The sequence below is a fragment of the Pseudomonas graminis genome (assembly GCF_001705435.1).
GTDB classification, from domain to species: Bacteria; Pseudomonadota; Gammaproteobacteria; order Pseudomonadales; family Pseudomonadaceae; genus Aquipseudomonas; species Aquipseudomonas graminis_B.
In genome coordinates this window covers 38,207-55,181 of sequence record NZ_MDEN01000061.1, presented here as the reverse complement: position 1 = coordinate 55,181, position 16,975 = coordinate 38,207, and the positions used below count along the sequence as shown (strand labels likewise).

The 16,975-nt window shown below is 62.3% G+C and carries 16 protein-coding genes; 6 read left to right on the top strand and 10 right to left on the bottom strand.

Annotated elements, in window-relative coordinates; all coding sequences use genetic code 11:
* Window positions 1-94 precede the first annotated feature (94 nt).
* Complete coding sequence (locus tag BBI10_RS10925; RefSeq protein ID WP_065988521.1) at window positions 95-376, top strand: GNAT family N-acetyltransferase; 282 nt, start codon at window positions 95-97, stop codon at window positions 374-376.
* A gap of 65 nt (window positions 377-441) precedes the next feature.
* Here the strand turns inward: BBI10_RS10925 and BBI10_RS10920 are convergent, their stop codons facing one another.
* Complete coding sequence (locus BBI10_RS10920) at window positions 442-1,518, bottom strand: 3-deoxy-7-phosphoheptulonate synthase (protein WP_065988520.1); 1,077 nt, start codon at window positions 1,516-1,518, stop codon at window positions 442-444.
* Window positions 1,519-1,730: 212 nt separating this feature from the next.
* On the opposite strand from BBI10_RS10920, the gene BBI10_RS10915 reads away from it, so the two are divergent.
* The 5 genes from BBI10_RS10915 to cysB all read left to right on the top strand — a co-directional run bounded on the left by BBI10_RS10915 (window position 1,731) and on the right by cysB (window position 5,730).
* Entirely contained in the window at window positions 1,731-2,066 is a 336-nt protein-coding gene (locus BBI10_RS10915; RefSeq protein WP_244160342.1) for a thioredoxin family protein, read from the top strand.
* A gap of 12 nt (window positions 2,067-2,078) precedes the next feature.
* Window positions 2,079-3,047: a putative 2-dehydropantoate 2-reductase gene (locus BBI10_RS10910; protein ID WP_065988519.1), complete on the top strand. Its 969-nt coding sequence runs from the start codon at window positions 2,079-2,081 to the stop codon at window positions 3,045-3,047.
* A gap of 46 nt (window positions 3,048-3,093) precedes the next feature.
* Window positions 3,094-4,014 carry a 5'-nucleotidase gene (locus BBI10_RS10905; protein ID WP_065988518.1) on the top strand — a complete coding sequence of 307 codons (921 nt, stop codon included), beginning with the start codon at window positions 3,094-3,096 and terminating at the stop codon, window positions 4,012-4,014.
* Between the two features lie 95 nt (window positions 4,015-4,109).
* On the top strand, window positions 4,110-4,604 hold the full coding sequence (locus tag BBI10_RS10900; protein WP_065988517.1) for a universal stress protein: 495 nt from the start codon (window positions 4,110-4,112) through the stop codon (window positions 4,602-4,604).
* Window positions 4,605-4,755: 151 nt separating this feature from the next.
* Entirely contained in the window at window positions 4,756-5,730 is a 975-nt protein-coding gene (gene cysB, locus BBI10_RS10895) for an HTH-type transcriptional regulator CysB (protein ID WP_065988516.1), read from the top strand.
* A gap of 109 nt (window positions 5,731-5,839) precedes the next feature.
* On the opposite strand, the gene BBI10_RS10890 is transcribed toward cysB, so the two are convergent.
* The 9 genes from BBI10_RS10890 to BBI10_RS10850 all read right to left on the bottom strand — a co-directional run bounded on the left by BBI10_RS10890 (window position 5,840) and on the right by BBI10_RS10850 (window position 16,686).
* A complete protein-coding gene (locus tag BBI10_RS10890) occupies window positions 5,840-6,574 on the bottom strand; it encodes a phosphoadenylyl-sulfate reductase (protein WP_065988515.1) in 735 nt (244 codons plus the stop codon).
* A 220-nt stretch (window positions 6,575-6,794) separates the two neighbouring features.
* Window positions 6,795-8,138, bottom strand: a complete 1,344-nt coding sequence (gene pabB / locus BBI10_RS10885; RefSeq protein WP_065988514.1) for an aminodeoxychorismate synthase component I — start codon at window positions 8,136-8,138, stop codon at window positions 6,795-6,797.
* Between the two features lie 61 nt (window positions 8,139-8,199).
* Window positions 8,200-9,267 (bottom strand): ABC transporter substrate-binding protein, encoded by a 1,068-nt coding sequence (locus tag BBI10_RS10880; RefSeq protein ID WP_083233082.1) that lies wholly within the window; start codon window positions 9,265-9,267, stop codon window positions 8,200-8,202.
* Window positions 9,268-9,284: 17 nt separating this feature from the next.
* On the bottom strand, window positions 9,285-11,396 hold the full coding sequence (locus BBI10_RS10875; RefSeq protein WP_065988513.1) for a TonB-dependent receptor: 2,112 nt from the start codon (window positions 11,394-11,396) through the stop codon (window positions 9,285-9,287).
* Between the two features lie 8 nt (window positions 11,397-11,404).
* Window positions 11,405-12,169 (bottom strand): ABC transporter ATP-binding protein, encoded by a 765-nt coding sequence (locus BBI10_RS10870; protein WP_065988512.1) that lies wholly within the window; start codon window positions 12,167-12,169, stop codon window positions 11,405-11,407.
* Window positions 12,166-13,185, bottom strand: coding sequence for a FecCD family ABC transporter permease (locus BBI10_RS10865; RefSeq protein WP_065988511.1), 1,020 nt, complete (start codon window positions 13,183-13,185; stop codon window positions 12,166-12,168). Before BBI10_RS10865 ends, BBI10_RS10870 begins: the two co-directional genes overlap by 4 nt.
* Before the next feature lie 414 nt (window positions 13,186-13,599).
* Complete coding sequence (locus tag BBI10_RS10860; RefSeq protein WP_167355790.1) at window positions 13,600-14,568, bottom strand: alpha-L-glutamate ligase-like protein; 969 nt, start codon at window positions 14,566-14,568, stop codon at window positions 13,600-13,602.
* Window positions 14,568-16,118 (bottom strand): inactive transglutaminase family protein, encoded by a 1,551-nt coding sequence (locus BBI10_RS10855; protein WP_065988742.1) that lies wholly within the window; start codon window positions 16,116-16,118, stop codon window positions 14,568-14,570. Before BBI10_RS10855 ends, BBI10_RS10860 begins: the two co-directional genes overlap by 1 nt.
* A gap of 4 nt (window positions 16,119-16,122) precedes the next feature.
* Entirely contained in the window at window positions 16,123-16,686 is a 564-nt protein-coding gene (locus BBI10_RS10850) for an ATP-dependent zinc protease family protein (protein WP_083233081.1), read from the bottom strand.
* Window positions 16,687-16,975: the final 289 nt, after the last annotated feature.

The window sequence follows — 16,975 nt, the reverse complement described above, 5'->3', positions numbered from 1 at the left end:
AAGCCAATAGTAGTCGTACTGCCTGTAGAGGTTCCTTCGCCGGGAAAATGTCGATAAGGTAAGGGTCCAATTCTAAGACCCGCGAGGAGTAGTGATGAGCGAGGCGTTGTCCATCCACCATGACGAGACCGGTCACCAGTTCGAAGTCAATATCGACGGCTACCGTGCCTATCTGACGTACATGGACCTGGGTAAAGAGACCCTGGATATCTACCGTACGTTCGTTCCCAACGAATTGCGCGGACGTGGGATAGCGGCAGCCTTGACCAAGGTGGCCCTCGACTATGCCGACCGGATCGGCTACACCGTGATTCCTTCGTGCTCCTATGTGGAGCGTTACATGGAGCGCAACCAGCGGCAGGCTGCCAAGATCTGACCGAACCGCGCTTCACACCGTAAAACGCCGAGCATGTGCTCGGCGTTGTCGTTTCTGCAGTACGGTCAGTCGCGTTTGCGCGTTGGCAGTACGTCCTTGAGCTTGGCGTGCATGCTGCGCAGGGTTTTCTCGGTGCTGTCCCAATCGATGCAGGCATCGGTGATGGACACGCCGTATTGCAGGTCGGCGAGGTCTTTGGGAATGGCCTGGCAGCCCCAGTTCAGGTGGCTCTCGACCATAAGGCCGATGATCGACTGGTTGCCTTCGAGAATCTGGTTGGCAACGTTTTCCATCACCAGCGGTTGCAACGCCGGGTCCTTGTTGGAGTTGGCGTGGCTGCAATCAACCATGATGTTCGGCTTGATCTTCGCCTTGTTCAGCGCCTGTTCGCACAGGGCAACGCTGACCGAATCGTAGTTGGGCTTGCCGTTGCCGCCGCGCAATACCACGTGACCGTAGGCGTTGCCTTTGGTGGTGACGATGGACACGCCGCCTTCCTGGTTGATACCGAGGAAGCGATGGGGGCTGGACACCGATTGCAGGGCGTTGATGGCCACGGTCAGACCGCCGTCGGTGCCGTTCTTGAAGCCAACTGCCGAGGACAGGCCCGAGGCCATTTCCCGGTGAGTCTGGGACTCGGTGGTGCGCGCGCCGATGGCCGACCAGCTGATCAGGTCCTGCAGGTACTGAGGCGAAATCGGGTCGAGGGCTTCGGTCGCGGTCGGCAGGCCTTTTTCGGCCAGGTCGCGCAGCAGTTGACGGCCGATGTGCAAGCCATCCTGAATCTTGAAGGAGTCGTCCAGATACGGGTCGTTGATCAGGCCTTTCCAGCCGACAGTGGTGCGTGGCTTCTCGAAATAGACGCGCATGACCAGATACAGTGTGTCGGACACCTCGGCCGCCAGCGCTTTCAGGCGATCGGCGTATTCGTGGGCGGCCTTGAGGTCGTGGATCGAGCAGGGCCCGATCACGATGAACAGGCGGTGATCCTTGCCATCGAGGATGTTGCGGATGACTTCGCGGCCCTGGCTGACAGTGGCCTGGGCGGCGGCGGTCAGCGGGATTTCGCGTTTCAGCTGATCCGGGGTGATCAGTGTCTCGTTGGAGGCAACGTTGAGGTCGTCAATCGGTAAATCAGCCATCGTGTTACTCATCAGGTCACGGATGCTGGCCGCCAGCGTCCCCGTGCGGCGGAGCCGAGCATGATTGAGCGCAACGGGGGAGCCGAACCTTAGCGCGTTAGCCGGTGGTTCGACAATGGGTAAACGTGGCTTTCGTCCAACGGTTGCGGCATTGTCTGACCTGTCTGGGGTTGCGACAGGCATCACCCAAACATCATTCAGAGGAGAAGCGCGTGGATCAACTGCAACTGACGGACTTCGACCTCGACCAGCAACTTCTCAATCTGCCCGGCGTCTCACTGCTGATTTTCACCAGCCTGGGCTGCTCCAGTTGCCGCTGGGCCCGGCATCATTTGCCCGAGCAATCGTTGCCGCTGGATCGGCTGTGCTGGATCGATGCCGAAGAAAACGGCGGCGCGGTGGAGCGCTACGGCGTGTTTCATCTGCCGACGATGTTTGTGATACGCGACGGCGCCTTCTTCGGGGCCCTTCGCACGCAGATGTCAGCCGACGCTATTGTCACGGGCCTGGCACACGCGCTGGCGACGCCGCCAGACGAATTACCCTGAAGCGGAGTTTCCATGAGCGAAAGTGCAACGAGCGAAAGCGCAGTCAAACCCCGGATCGGCATCATCGGCACCGGTGCGATCGGCGGCTTCTATGGCGTGATGCTGGCCCGGGCCGGCTTCGATGTACATTTTCTGCTGCGCAGCGAATTCGAGGCCGTCGCCCGCAACGGCCTGCACGTGGACAGTCAGGTGCACGGCCCGTTGGTGCTGGAGAATGTCCAGGCCTACGCCTCAGCGGCTGATATGCCGCCCTGTGACTGGCTGCTGGTCGGCGCCAAGACCACCGGCAACGGCGGGGTGGCCAACGCTATCGTCCAAGCCTCGGCGCCAGACGCCAAGGTGTTGCTGCTGCAAAACGGGTTGGGCGTTGAGGACCAGTTGCGCGAAGAGCTGCCCGATTCCCTTCATCTATTGGGCGGCCTGTGTTTTGTCTGCGTGCATCGCACAGGTCCGGGGCAGATCACCCATCAGGCCTTTGGTGCCGTGAACATCGGCTACCACAGCGGGCCGGCCGATTTGGCAACGCGCGGGCACTGGGTCGAGCAGGGCGCTTCGCTGTTTCACCAGGCGGGCATTGACTCCGTGGCGATGGACAACCTCGACAAAGCACGCTGGCAGAAACTGGTGTGGAACGTGCCCTACAACGGGCTATCGGTGCTGCTCAACGCCAGCACCACGCCGCTGATGGCTGACGCCGACAGTCGCGCGCTGATCCAGGGCCTGATGGCGGAAGTGGTGCAGGGCGCCGAAGCGTGCGGGCACGTGCTGCCGGAGGGTTACGCCGAGCAATTGCTCAAGGTCACTGGCCAGATGCCGGATTATCGGCCGAGCATGTACCACGACTTCACCGAAAAACGCCCGCTGGAACTTGACGCCATCTACGCCCGGCCCCTTGCGGCTGCGCTGGCCGCCGGCTGCGACATGCCCAAGGTGCGCGCCCTGTATCACGCGCTGGCGTGTATTGATCGCGGCAATCGTTGACGGCCAATGCCGTGCGCTTGCCCACCTCCCGCTTTAAGGAAGACTGATGAGCACTGAGCTGAACGTTAAAACCCCGGGGAGCAAGCTGGTGCTGGCGATTTCCTCGCGGGCGCTGTTTGATTTGCGGGAAAGCCATGACGTTTATATGGCCAGCGGCGTCGCTGCCTATCGCCAGTACCAGATCGACCACGAGGACGAAATCCTTGAGCCCGGTGATGCGTTCCGGCTGGTGGAAAAACTGCTCAGCCTGAACGCGAGCCTGAACCAGTCCCGGGTGGAAGTGGTGCTGGTCTCGCGCAACAGTGCCGACACCGGCTTGCGCGTATTCAATTCGATTCAGCATTACGGCCTCGACATTTCCCGCGCGGCGTTCGTCGGCGGGCGCAGTCCGTTTCCGTATCTGGCCGCTTTCGGCAGTCATCTGTTCCTGTCCACCCACGCCGAAGACGTGCGCAGCGCGCTGGACGCCGGCTTCGCCGCCGCGACCATTCTCTCTGGTGGCGCCCGTCGCGCGGCCAGTGCCGAGCTGCGCATCGCCTTCGACGGTGACGCCGTGCTGTTCTCCGATGAGTCCGAGCGCGTGTATCAGTCCGGAGGGCTTGAGGCGTTTCAGGCCAATGAGCGCGAAGCGGCGCGACGGCCCTTGCCCGGCGGCCCGTTCAAACCCTTTCTCGCGGCATTGAACGCCTTGCAGCGTGAATTCCCTGAAGAGTCCTGCCCGATTCGCACGGCGCTGGTGACTGCGCGCTCGGCGCCGGCTCACGAGCGGGTCATCCGCACACTGCGCGAGTGGGACATTCGTCTGGATGAGTCACTGTTTCTCGGCGGTCTGGACAAGTCTGCGTTTCTCGAAGCCTTCGCGGCGGACGTGTTCTTCGACGATCAGCCGGGCCACTGTGAGCGCGCGCGGGAAGTGGTGGCGACCGGGCATGTGCCCCACGGCATCAGCAACGAGCTAAAACCTTGAGGCGTTAGACCGAAAAGCAGCAGTCGGGCCGCCTGAGTGCGCGGCGCGCTGCTACGCTGATTAAGTCTTCACTTCAAAGGCTGTCCGGGGGTCCCATGATCCGCTCGATGCTCTACGCCACGGACCTCGGTGCTTATGCGCCGTATACCCTGCAGCACGCGCTGGTGCTGGCACGGACCTTCGATGCCGAGCTGCACGTTGTGCATGTGGTGGAGCCAATGGGCCTGTTTGCCGAGTCCGTGTTGCAGAGTTATCTGGCCGCCGACGTGCTCAAAGAGCTGCACAGTGAGGGCGTCAACACGGTGATCGATGGCATTGAGGCGCGGGTCATGGACAGCTTTCGTGAAGAACTGGGGGAGGGGCATGAGGACCTTGCCCTGATTCGCAGCGTTCGCGTGGTCCAAGGCGATCCATCCAATGTGATACTCGATCAGGCGCGCCTGCTCAGCGTCGACCTGCTGGTGGTGGGCAGTCGCAGCCACGGCGGGGAGGGGGATACGCCGATTGGCCGGACGGCGGCGCGAGTCCTGCAACTGTCCGACGTGCCGGTGTACATGGTGCCGATGCTGCACAGGCACACACCGAGGTGATCGCATTCCGGGAATGTGCCAAGGGCGTCAAAAGCTGCGTGCCATTACCGGATAAAAGTGATAAAAAGTTCTAGCTTTGCCTTCCTGACCAATAATCCAGTTATATACCGTCGCTGATGCCCGTGGCGTCTTCCGGCTTTGAGGGATACATATGAAGCTTCAACAACTGCGCTACATCTGGGAAGTGGCGCACCACGACCTCAACGTTTCAGCGACCGCGCAAAGCCTCTACACCTCGCAGCCAGGCATCAGCAAGCAGATCCGCCTGCTGGAAGACGAGTTGGGCGTCGAGGTCTTCGCCCGCAGCGGCAAGCACCTGACCCGCGTCACCCCGGCAGGCGAGCGCATTATCACGACCGCCGGCGAGATCCTGCGCAAAGTCGAAAGCATCAAGCAGATTGCCCAGGAATTCTCCAACGAGAAAAAGGGCACGCTGTCCATCGCCACCACCCACACCCAGGCGCGTTACGCGTTGCCGCCGGTGATCAGCAATTTCATCAAGCAGTACCCGGACGTCGCGCTGCACATGCATCAGGGCTCACCGATGCAGATCGCCGAAATGGCCGCCGACGGCACCGTTGATTTCGCTATCGCCACGGAAGCGCTGGAGCTGTTCGGCGATCTGGTGATGATGCCGTGCTACACCTGGAACCGCTGCGTGGTCGTGCCCCAGGGCCACCCGCTGACCAAGGTGCCGAAGCTGACCCTGGAAATACTTGCCGAATATCCCATCGTGACGTACGTGTTCGGTTTCACCGGCCGTTCCAAGCTCGACGAGGCGTTCAGTCACCGTGGGCTGACGCCGAAAGTGGTGTTCACCGCCGCCGACGCTGACGTGATCAAGACGTACGTGAGACTGGGATTAGGCGTCGGCATCGTCGCGAAAATGGCCGTCGATCCGAAGCTGGACAGCGATCTGGTGGTGCTCGACGCCAGCGAATTGTTCGAAGCCAGCGTAACCAAGATCGGTTTCCGCCGCGGCACCTTTCTGCGCGGTTTCATGTGCGATTTCATCGAGAAGTTCGCCCCGCACCTGACCCGCGAGGTTATGGCCAGAGCCATTCAGTGCCACAACAAGCAGGAGCTGGAAGAGCTGTTTGCCGGGGTTCAACTGCCGGAGCATTGATAGGCGAGCCTCAGCTTCAAGCGGCAAGTCTCAAGCGGCTAGAAGGAGCAGACCTCACGCGGACTGCTGTTCTCTTGCAGCCTGAAGCTTGCCGCTTAGCGCTGCTCCTCTATCCCTTCGCGATCATATTCCCGGCATGCAGCCCGCATTCCTTCTGCGTCGCTTCTTCCCACCACCAGCGGCCTTCGCGTTCGTGCTGATTCGGTAGAACAGGGCGCGTGCAGGGTTCGCAGCCGATGCTGATGAAGCCGCGCTCGTGCAGGCTGTTGAACGGCAGTTCGAGCATGCGGATGTAGTTCCACACGTCGGCGCTGCTCATCTGGGCGAGCGGGTTGAATTTGTACAGCGTGCGTTCCGGGGTCGAGAAGGCGCTGTCGATTTCCACTACGGCGACGTTGTTGCGCGTGCTCGGGCTCTGATCCCGACGCTGACCGGTGGCCCAAGCGCTCACGCCGGACAGCTTGCGGCGCAACGGCTCGATCTTGCGGATCCCGCAGCACTCGCCATGGCCGTCGCGGTAGAAGCTGAACAAGCCCTTTTCCTTGACCATCGGCTCCAGTTTTTCGCGGTCCGGGCTGACGATGTCGATGTCGATTTTGTACTGCTCGCGGACCTGATCGATGAAGCGATAGGTCTCCGGGTGCAGCCGGCCGGTGTCCAGGCTGAATACCTTGACGTTCTTGTTGATTTTCCAGGCCATGTCCACCAGCACCACGTCTTCCGCGCCACTGAAGGAAATCCACAGGTCATCGCCGAAGTGCTGGAAGGCAAATTTGAGGATGTCGGACGGGGATTTGCTGGCGAAGGTGGCGGCGATGTCGTCAACGTCAAAAGGGTGGTTCATCTGGGCGGGTTCCTGATCAGGGCTGGCGCTTAGGCGCTCGTAATGGCGCAGATGGTAACAAAAAACGTCGGGCCGTTTGGCTGAAAGCGAGGAGAGCACGGGTGCTTTGGCGGGCGGCAAACCTGTCGGGTCGCCACCCCGGTCACTCCCACAGGGTTGCATTCCCCGCCATACATCACCTAAAGGCTGCCACCCGAAACGGACAGGTTCACCGTCCCGATCACATCCCCTCCAGCGTCTCCATCAGCACCCGCACCTTGGTGAAGGTCTCCTGATATTCCGCCTCCCACTGCGAATCAGCGACGATCCCGCCGCCGCCCCAACACGCAACCTGGCCGTCTTTTGCCAGCAGACTGCGGATGGCGATGGAGCTGTCCATGCTGCCGCGCACGTCCAGGTACATCAACGAGCCGCAATACAAGGCGCGACGGTTGGGCTCCAGTTCGTCGATGATCTGCATCGCGCGGATCTTCGGCGCGCCGGTGATCGAGCCGCCGGGAAAACTGCCGCCAATCAGGTCCAGCGCGTCCTTGCCGTCGGCCAATTCGCCGGTGACGGCGCTGACCAGGTGATGCACGTTGGGATAGCTCTCGAGACTGAACAGCTCCGGCACCTTCACTGAACCGATCCGGCAGGTCCGGCCGAGATCGTTGCGCAGCAGGTCGACGATCATCAGGTTCTCGGCGCGGTCTTTCGCACTCGCAAGCAGCGCTTGAGCTAATGCGGCGTCCTCAACGGCATCTCGCCCTCTCGGCCGCGTGCCTTTGATCGGCCGGGTCTCGACCTGACGCTGACTGACTTTGACGAACCGCTCCGGCGACAGGCTCAACACCGCATCCCCCTCTGGCAGGGCCAGATACCCGGCGAACGGCGTGGGGCAGGCCACCCGCAGTGCTTGATACGCCGCCCACGGATCACCGAGGTACTGCGCCCGAAAGCGCTGGGCGAAATTGACCTGATAGCAGTCGCCGGCCTGAATGTAGGCGTGAATCCGCTCGATGGCCTGCCGGTACTGCTCGGCATTGATGTCCGGCGCGAAGGGCGCTGTCAGCGTGAACGATGGTGCCGGTTGCGCCACGGGTTGCTCGAACAGCGCGATCAGACGCTGGCGTTCGGCGTGATCAAGGGCGGGGTGAAACACCAACTGGCTGGTGTGGTCGTGGTGATCGCTGACCAGCGCCCAGGCGTAGAGGCCCAACCGCGCGGCGGGCAGGTGCAGGTCATCGATGGCCTGATCGGGCAGGGGCTCGAACAGACGGCCGAAGTCATACGCCAAGTAACCGATCAACCCACCGGCGAACGGCAGCGCGCAGTGCTCGGGCAGATCAGCTTCACCGAGCCGAGCCAGTGATTCACGCAGGCGCTGGAGAAAGCCCGGACCGGATTCGTCCGCCACCGGCTGCAGGGTTTCCAGCGGCCAGGCGCTGATCAGATCGAAGCGGCCACGGTCCGCCGTCGGGCGACCGCTGTCCAGCAGCACGGCGCCCGGGGCACCGCGCACGTGGGCGAAGTAACCGCTGGGGTCGGCGTAATAGGGCAGTGGGTGTACAGAGCAAGTTGGCATGCGAGGCGTGGATCAGTCAGTGCGCGAGGACGGCGATTGTAGTCTTCCCCAAGGGCGAGTCCTAGGGGGAAGGCGCAGTCGCTGGCGGCTCACCGTGCAAAATTCGTTGGGCCTCCTCCGGCGTCAGCGGGTAATCGAAAAAGCGCCGGTAGAAGTCCATCGTCTGTGCCGCCATGTCCACGTCCCGGAACAAAGCAGGATGCAACTGCTGCGCCGCCCACGGGACCTGAAGCGCCACTTCGGTGCCGTACCGATCCCACGGAAAAACTCCGGCCGGGTTGCGCAGGACGCGCCCGTTGCGCACGGCCTCAAGCTGGTTCAGCAGTTGCGGTTGCGCTGCTTGGTCCAGCCGGCCTGCGTTGGCAGCGAGAATGACGACATCCGGCTGCCAGGCCAGCAACTGCTCTGCCGACACGATTTGCAGGTTGCCCTTGAGTCCCGTCGCGGCATTGCGGCCTCCGGCGAGCTTGATCCAGTCGTCGATCAGCGTGTCGGCGCCGTCCACTTTCAGCGGATTGACCGAGGCGATGTGCAGCACCTTGGGCCGCTGCTCCGCCGGGATACCCGCGACCACGCGATTGACTGCTGCCAATTGCTGATCCAGAAATCTGTTGTAAGCAATGGCCCGAACGCCGGGTTCTGTGCCGCCAAGGGCTTGAGCGGTGTTGAGCATCGAGCGTTTCAACCCGGCCAGGTCGGTGTAGCCCATCTGCATGACCGGCAGGCCCAGCTGTCGATAGGCGATGGCCTGACGGTCGCCGAGGGCGGTGAACACCAGATCGACGTGCTCGGCCAGCAAGCTCTCGGCATTGAACGCCGTGCCCTGGATGGCCGTGGCCTGGTTCAGCGTTGGCAGGATCTTGAACATCCACGGTTGGCTTTCAGGGTGGTTGACCGTCGCAACGATGCGCGAACCGGCCCCCAGCGTCATCAGCAGCACATGGTGGGCATACCAGGCGTCAGCGATGCGGGCGGGTGCTGCCGGGACGTTGACCTGTTGTCCGCCATCCTCCTCCACCTGCCTGGGTTTCAGCCGGCTGGCCTGAATGGTCTGGCCCTCGTCGCCCGGATCAGCGAAGGCGCTGGCACTCAGGCTGACCAGCAGCAAACCGCTCAGCAAACGACCCATGCCGCCCCGCCGCCTGTTCACAGGTCCACCTGAATCGACGCCTGCACCATGCGCGGCGCGGCCGGGGTGGCGCTGGCTTGCCCGGCACCGGTATAGCCGTTCAGCCCGCCGGGGACGATGTTGGTCCAGTAGCGTTCGTTGGCCAGGTTGGTGACTTCGAGGCGGTAGACCGTGTCGCGTTTCATCAACCGGGTGCTGTAGCTGGCGCCGGCGTCGAAGGTTGTGTAGCTGCCCACCCAGTGATCGTTGCTGTCATCGGTGGGGCGCGCGCTGGCGTAACGGGCGTTGAGGTTGACGGCGAGGCCCGGCACCTGGTCGATGCGGTATTCGGTCAGCAGGCTGGCAGTGACCCGAGACAGCCCGACGATGCGCGTGTCTTCGGTGCTGTCGTTGCCGGTGGACAGCAGCTTCGGGTCCAGCCAGGTGATGCCGCCGAACAGCTTGAGATTCTGGCTCAGGTCGCCGTCGGCGAGGAATTCCACCCCGCGATTGCGCTGATCACCCGCCACGGCGTAGACGTTATCCGCCTGGGTGTAGGCGAAGGGCCGCTTGATCTGGAACGCTGCCAGCGACAGGTTGACCCCGCGCGCGACCCATTTGCCACCCAGCTCCCACATGCGACTGCGGTACGGCGACAGGATCGCCCCGGCGTTGCTGCTGCCGGCCGCCGCACTGTCACCCTGTTGCAGGCTGTCGGCGTACGTCAGGTACAGCGTCAGGTCGTCCACCGGCTTGTACATCACGCTGGTCGCCGTGCTGATGCCCGAGTCTTGGGATGACGTGTGGACGCCTGCTTGAGAATAGTTGTCGGCGGTCAAACGGCTCTGGCTGCCGCTGAGCATCAGGCTCCATTTCGGCGTGAAGGTCAGGGTGTCGCCCAGTACGAAGGAATGCTGGCGGGCGTTGGCCGAGTGGTATCGATCGGTGAAGTCGGGGAAGTCAGGCTCGTCGAAGCCGACCGGATTGCTTAATGAGGCGCTGCCCAAGGTCTTCGTGCCGCCGTTCACGGGGTTGTAGTTGTCCCAGTCGAAACCGGTGACACCGACGGTCAGGTCGTGGCGAATGCCGGCGGTGTAGACGCTGCCGTTGAGGTTGGCCAGATAGCTGTTGATGGTGAAGCGGCTGGCGGTCGCGCTTGCCACCGAGCTGCGATAGGTGCCGGCGTTGTTGATCAGCGTGTTGGTGACCGCGGTGGACTCGCGGTCGGCGATCTGCCGCAGCGCGCCGATGTCGAGTTTCCAGTTGCCGTCGAAGTCATGCTTGAAATGCGTGCTGGCGGTGTCCGTGGTGTTGTTGTCGCCGGAATAATTCTGCCCGAGATTGCTGCGGGTCGGGTCCGGCGCGTGGGGCAGCGTCACGCCCGAGGCGACGGCGAACTTGCCGGGCAGGCCCTTGGATAGATAGCTGTAGTGGCTGACGCTGGTCTCGATGACGCTGTCGTCACCGATCTGGAAATCCGTGGCGAGGCTCACCAGTTGCCTACGCAAGGTGCTGCCGGGGGCATAGCTGTGGCCTTGCTCGTCGGCCACGTTCAGGCGGTATTTGATCTTGCCGTCCGGGTCGAACGGGCCGCTCAGGTCTGCGGCCTTGGGCCAGGTCAGCCCGGTGCCTACGCCGAGGGTCACTCGATTGCGGGTGAAATCGGTCGGGCGTTTCGACAGCAGGTTGAAGGTGCCGGCCGGATTCGCCGGGCCATACAGCGACCCCGACAGTCCGCTCAGCACTTCGACGCCGCCCAGTTGCTCGGCCGGGTAATCGGTGGTCGACACCACATTGAGGCCGTCCAGCCGGCTGTTCTGCACCACGCTGCCCTGCAGGCCCCGGGTTTGCGGCCGGGCGCCGTCGGCCTGCACGGAAGGCATGTAGCGGATGATGTCCTTGAAGCTCTTGAGCTGCTGGCTGTCGATCAGGTCCGAGGACAGCACGCTAATGGAATAGGGCGTGTCCAGCAGCCTGCGCTCACCCATCGGGCCGAGGGTCGCCGACTTCTCCCGCGCCTGATCGGCAATCGACTGTTCGGCACTGATGTCCAGCGGCGCCAGGGTCATTTCTTGGGCCAGGCTGACCTGGGCGAAGCCGCCGAACAAGAGTGGCGCAAAGGCCAGGCGCGTGGAAAGGGATCGGGTCATGCAAACACTCAGCAAGGAATGAAAAAGCGGTGGCCGCTGCTGTCGATCTGCTCGACGGCGACCTGGTAAAGACGCGCCATGAGCGCGCTGTCGATGACGTCGTGGGGGGCGCCGTCGGCGATGAGTCGGCCGTCGTGCAGGACCAGCACGCGATTGGCCGAGGCAAGAGCGTGTTCAGGGCGATGGGTGCTGGACAAAATGCTGATGCCTTGGGCGGCGAGGCGCTTGAGCAAGGCCAGCAGGCGCAGCTGATGGCCGTAGTCGAGGCCGGTGACCGGCTCATCAAGAATGATGGTATTGGCGCGCTGGACCATGGCCCGGGCGATCAGCACTAACTGACGCTCGCCGCCGGACAGCTCGGTGTACGGCCGTTCACTTAGATGAAGGATGCCCAGGTCGGTCAGGGCCTGCTGCACAGAGGTCTTGTCGTCGCGGCTCGGTGCATGGCCCAGGCCCACGCTGGGCAATCGCCCCTGCCCAACGATGTGGGCGACGCTGAACGGAAAGCTCGGCACATGGCTCTGAGGTACGTAGGCAATCTGCCGGGCAATGGCACGGCGCTTCATCGAGCGCATCGGTTGGCCGTCGAGCAGCACCTCGCCGGCGTGGGGTGTCAGCAACCCCAGCAGCAGTTTCATCAACGTGCTTTTTCCGGCGCCGTTGGCCCCCAGGAGGGCGATGTTGTCGCCGGCGGCGATGTCCAGCGAGACGTTATCGAGGATCACGCGGTCGCCGATTCGATAGCTCAGTTGACGGGCCTGCAAGCGTTTCATAGCCAACCCTTGCGCACGCGATGCAGCACCAGCACAAAGGCGATCGCGCCGAACAGCTCGGTGATGATGCCGAGGGGGATCTCTCCCGCCGACACGCTGCGAGCGACGCCGTCGGCCGCCAGCAGGAAGATCCCGCCCAGGCAGGCGCTGAGGGGCAGCAAGCGCGCATTGCCGGGGCCGACCAGCAGCCGCGCCAGATGCGGAATCAACAAGCCGATCCAACCGACCATCCCCGCCAGACTCACAGTGAGTGCGCAGATCAGCGTGGTCAGCACGATCAGGCCGCCACGGATCTGCTCGACCGGCACGCCCAGGCTCAGGGCCTCGTCATCACTCAGGGACAGCGCATCGATGGCGCGGCCCGTCAGGCACAACAGCACAATCGCCACGGCCAGAATCGGGCCGATGATCCACAGTGCTTGAGCATCCACGGCGCTGAGGCTGCCGAGCAGCCAATAGACGATGCTCGGCAATTGATCCACCGGATCGGCCATGTATTGGGCGATGGACAGCAGCGAGGTGAAGAGGGCGTTCGCGACAATGCCGCCGAGCACCAGCAGCAAGATCGACGGGGTGTGGAACATGTGCGCGATGCCCAGACCGACCGCCACGGCGATCAGCCCGGTCATGCAGGCGACCAGCGCAATGGCCAAAGGCGGCAGGTGCCAGATGATCCCCAGCGCAGCGCCGAACGCACAACCGCTCAACACCCCCAGCAAACCCGGCGACACCAGCGGATTGCGAAACACGCCCTGATACGCCGCGCCCGAGACGGAAAGCCCGGCGCCCACTAGAACCGCTGCGATAACCCGAGGCAGGCGCGCCTCGATGATCAGGCTGTGAAGCAGGTCATAGCGCTGGGCGGGCATGTCGCTGAGGCCGAGCATCGTTGCGATGAACGTGCTGATTTCGTGGATTGAGATGTGATAGCGACCCAATAACAGCGCGCAGGCTGCCGTCACGATCAATGCCAAGAGGCTGAGCAACAGAGGGGAATACAGCTTGGCAGAAGACATCTGTTGCTCGTTGTTTCGGTATGTAAAAAACTATACAGCGATAGGCGAGGGTTCTCTAGGGACGGAATGCCGCATGGGGTGAATCTTCATTTGGCAGGAGGTTGTGGGCGGGAATATTGGGCTGAATTTTGCGGTGTGCCGCCTGACGCCTTCCCGGCTAAAGCCGGTCCTACGAATGTGTGCGGTGCTTGGTAGGACCGGCTTCAGCCGGGAAGGGGCCGGTGGGGGCGCCATTCGTTTTGCGGTGTGGCGCGTGACGTTTTCCCGGCTAAAGCCGGTCCCACAGTCGGCATTTCAGCCAATTCCATTGACCGCACGCGCTGCCTGGTGGGAACGGCTTTAGCCGGGAAGGGGCCGGTGTGATCGCCATCAGTTTGTCGGCGAACACCGATCAGCCTGATCAATCGACACAACTCAAACGTGCCCAAACAACCCCTGGGCAAACTTGACCCGCTCTTCCGGGCTCTCCTGAACACCGTCCGCCGCCAGCTCTTCGAGGCGCTTTTCCACCGCCACGGTCCGGTGAGTCAGCCCGCAGTCATTGGCGATCTGGATGTTCAGCCCCGGCCGCGCATTCAGCTCCAGAATCAGCGGCCCGCGGTCCTGGTCCAGCACCATGTCGACGCCGATATAACCCAGGCCGCACAGCTCGTAGCACTCTGCCGCGAGCTTCATGAAACCGTCCCAGTTCGGCAGCTGCACGCCATCCACCGCGTTGGTGGTGTCGGGGTGCTTGCTGATGATGTTGTTCAGCCAGGTGCCGCGCAGCGTCAGGCCGGTCGCCAGATCGACGCCGACACCGATGGCGCCCTGGTGCAGGTTGGCCTTGCCGCCGGACTGCCGGGTGGGCAGGCGCAGCATCGCCATCACCGGGTACCCCATCAGCACAATCACGCGGATGTCCGGTACGCCCTCGTAACTGATGCTCTTGAAAATCTGGTCCGGCGTAACCCGGTATTCGATGAGCGCGCGATCACGGTGGCCGCCCAGGGAATACAGCCCGGTGAGAATGCTGGAAATCTGATGCTCGATTTCGTCGTGGCTGATGATGCGCCCGGAAATCGTGCGGAAACGCTCTTCGAATCGGTCGGCGATGACCAGAATGCCGTCGCCGCCTGCACCCTTGGCCGGCTTGATGACGAAATCGCTGCGCCCGCCGATGATCGTGTCGAGCTTGTCGATTTCCTTCTCGGTGGAAATGATCCCGTACATCTCGGGCACGTGAATGCCCGCCGCGATCGCCCGCTCCTTGGTGATGATCTTGTCATCGACGATGGGGTAGAGGCTGCGCTTGTTGTACTTGAGCACGTAGTCGGCGTTACGCCGGTTGATGCCCATGATCCCCTTGGCTTCCAGCGCCTTCCAGGTTTTCCACCAGCCGATCATTTATGGGTTTCCCGCTCGGCGTCTTCCTTGAGGAAGGCCTTGAAGCGGACCAGTTCGGTCAGCCGATAACCGCGATAACGCCCCATCGCCAGCATGAAACCCACCAGGATCAGCAGGATGGCCGGGAAGGTGAACACGAAGTAGATGAACTCCGGGATGCTCATGATGATGTGCGCCAGGGACGCCGCGAACAGCGTGCCAATGGCGACCTTCATCGCATGGCCGCCGCCGCGTTCTTCCCAGGTGATCGACAGGCGTTCGATGGTCATGGTCAGAATCACCATCGGGAACAGCGCGACCGACAACCCGCGCTCAAGGCCCAGCTTGTGACTGAACAGGCTGATGGCGGCAATCAGCACCACGACGAAGGTCAGCACCACCGACAGCCTCGGCAGCATTTGCAGCTTCAGGTGTTCGAGGTACGAGCGCAGGGACAGGCCCAGCGCCGTGATGATGGTGAACAGCACGATGCCAAAGCCCAGCTGGGTCTCGCGGAACGCCAGCGCGATCAGCACCGGGGTGAAGGTCCCCAGCGTCTGCAGGCCTACGAGGTTGCGCAGGATCAGGATCACCAGCACGCCGATCGGGATCATCACCATGATCATGAAGGTCTGCTGGGTTTGCAGCGGCAGGCTGTACAGCGAGTATTCGAGGAAGTCGGCGTCGGTGCTTTCATCGGTCAGCTTGGCCAGACGAATCGCGTTCATCTCGCTGTTGTTCAGGCTGAAACTCACGGTGGCTTTTTTGCCACCCTCCACGGAGATCAGGTTGTCGTTGCCGATCCACCACAGCAGGCGGTCCTGGGGCAGGCCCGCTTCACCGGTTTCCGGATTGAAATACAGCCAGTCCTTGCCATTGAAGCTGCGCAGCCACAGTTCGGGTGACTGCGGCTGATCGGCGACCAGGCGAATGGTATGGGCTTTCTCCACCGGCACGTGGGCAATGGACAGCAGGGTTTCAGTGATCCGCGCCTTGTTCTGCACCGACGTGTCGCCGGCCAGCAGCAGCTTGACGTTGTCGTCGCTCAGATTGTTGACACGCTTGATGGCTTCGCTGACGAAGGTTTCGACGTCGGCGGAATGTTGCCGGATCGGCGCAAGCAGCGCGTCGGCGGCGATTTTTTCCGGGCCTTCCACAACGATGCTGTCGCGGAAGATCGGCCCTTTGATCTTGGCTTTCTCGCCGCTGTAGCGCTTGGTCAACACCAGCCGGTAGTACAACGTCTGATTGCCGTTGGCCCGGCGCGCGGACCAGGTGACCTTGCGGTTGCCGTCGGCACGATTGACGTTCACGCCGTAGTTGTTGGAGATGAAGCTTTCATTGAGGCTGATGTAATCCCGGGACAGTGGTGGCACGTACATCTGCACCTTGACCGTGTCCTTGGGGTTGGCGACGAACTCGACCTTGGCGTCGATGTTCCACAGGTCGTCGGTTTCGTCTTCGGTCACCGGAATGCCGAGCACCAATATCTGGTAAGCCGTGATCGCGATGCCCAGCGTGACGAGGGTCGCGATCAGGATTTTCAGATGGAGGGTAAGAGAGCGCATGTCGTTACTCTGCGGTTTGAGCATCGGTGACGCAGGCAGGCTTGCCGGCTGCGTATTTCAGACTTGGATCAACCAGCGCATCGAAGTGCTTGAGGGCTTCGGAGCCAATCAAAAGCGGGTATTGGAATGCGCTGCGGTCGGTCAAGTTCACTTCTATGGTGCGCAGCGCCCCGCCCATGCAGACATCCAGGCTGATGACCGGGCGGGCGGTGTACTTCTTGTCGTCATCGGCGTCGATGTCGCCGGCGCGGCGCTTGATCTTGCTGACCCGGGCCAGGGGACGTTCGATGGGGTGTTCGTGGGCATCGTCGATGGCCAGGTAAAAACGCACCCAGGATTCGCCATTGCGCTTGAAGCGTTTGATGTCTCGGGCGCTCAGGGAGGCGGTTTTGGCGCCGGTGTCCAGTTTGGCGGCAACCTGCAGGTCGATGTCGGCAAGCTCCGCGTATTCGTTCAGGCCATAGACGGTCTTTTCAGCGGCTAAGGCCAGACTGGGGAGAAAAACCCCGGGCAGAAAAAGGCCCGGCAGGTACAGGGATAAGAGGAAGAGAAGAGGGTGGCGGCTCATAAGTCCAGGCGCGATGAAAAGTGAAAGAGCTGCTTTGACGCCGAAATCGGGTTTTGGTTTGACCAAGGGTGCCGATCCTGCGAAAGCCGCTTGCTGCCCCTTGGGGGCTGGAGCGGCCGGCATTCTAGCATGAAGCTTTTGTGGCGCGACCGAGGGGCGGCGCGGACAGGTGCCGTCAGACACTTCGCCAGAACGTGTCGCCATTAGACGATTGTCGACAATCAATCATTTAGCTTTGACGTAATAGCCGTGTTTCGCTAGATTTACTGGCATTCACTCTTCAGGTGTC

Coding starts and splice junctions, on each gene's coding strand:
- BBI10_RS10850 (WP_083233081.1), bottom strand. CDS start 16,686: ATGAGCCGCCACCCTCTTCTCTTCCTCTTATCCCTGTACCTGCCGGGC.
- BBI10_RS10920 (WP_065988520.1), bottom strand. CDS start 1,518: ATGGCTGATTTACCGATTGACGACCTCAACGTTGCCTCCAACGAGACA.
- BBI10_RS10865 (WP_065988511.1), bottom strand. CDS start 13,185: ATGTCTTCTGCCAAGCTGTATTCCCCTCTGTTGCTCAGCCTCTTGGCA.
- cysB (WP_065988516.1), top strand. CDS start 4,756: ATGAAGCTTCAACAACTGCGCTACATCTGGGAAGTGGCGCACCACGAC.
- BBI10_RS10870 (WP_065988512.1), bottom strand. CDS start 12,169: ATGAAACGCTTGCAGGCCCGTCAACTGAGCTATCGAATCGGCGACCGC.
- BBI10_RS10905 (WP_065988518.1), top strand. CDS start 3,094: ATGAGCACTGAGCTGAACGTTAAAACCCCGGGGAGCAAGCTGGTGCTG.
- BBI10_RS10900 (WP_065988517.1), top strand. CDS start 4,110: ATGATCCGCTCGATGCTCTACGCCACGGACCTCGGTGCTTATGCGCCG.
- BBI10_RS10890 (WP_065988515.1), bottom strand. CDS start 6,574: ATGAACCACCCTTTTGACGTTGACGACATCGCCGCCACCTTCGCCAGC.
- BBI10_RS10880 (WP_083233082.1), bottom strand. CDS start 9,267: ATGGGTCGTTTGCTGAGCGGTTTGCTGCTGGTCAGCCTGAGTGCCAGC.
- BBI10_RS10855 (WP_065988742.1), bottom strand. CDS start 16,118: ATGCGCTCTCTTACCCTCCATCTGAAAATCCTGATCGCGACCCTCGTC.
- BBI10_RS10910 (WP_065988519.1), top strand. CDS start 2,079: ATGAGCGAAAGTGCAACGAGCGAAAGCGCAGTCAAACCCCGGATCGGC.
- pabB (WP_065988514.1), bottom strand. CDS start 8,138: ATGCCAACTTGCTCTGTACACCCACTGCCCTATTACGCCGACCCCAGC.
- BBI10_RS10875 (WP_065988513.1), bottom strand. CDS start 11,396: ATGACCCGATCCCTTTCCACGCGCCTGGCCTTTGCGCCACTCTTGTTC.
- BBI10_RS10925 (WP_065988521.1), top strand. CDS start 95: ATGAGCGAGGCGTTGTCCATCCACCATGACGAGACCGGTCACCAGTTC.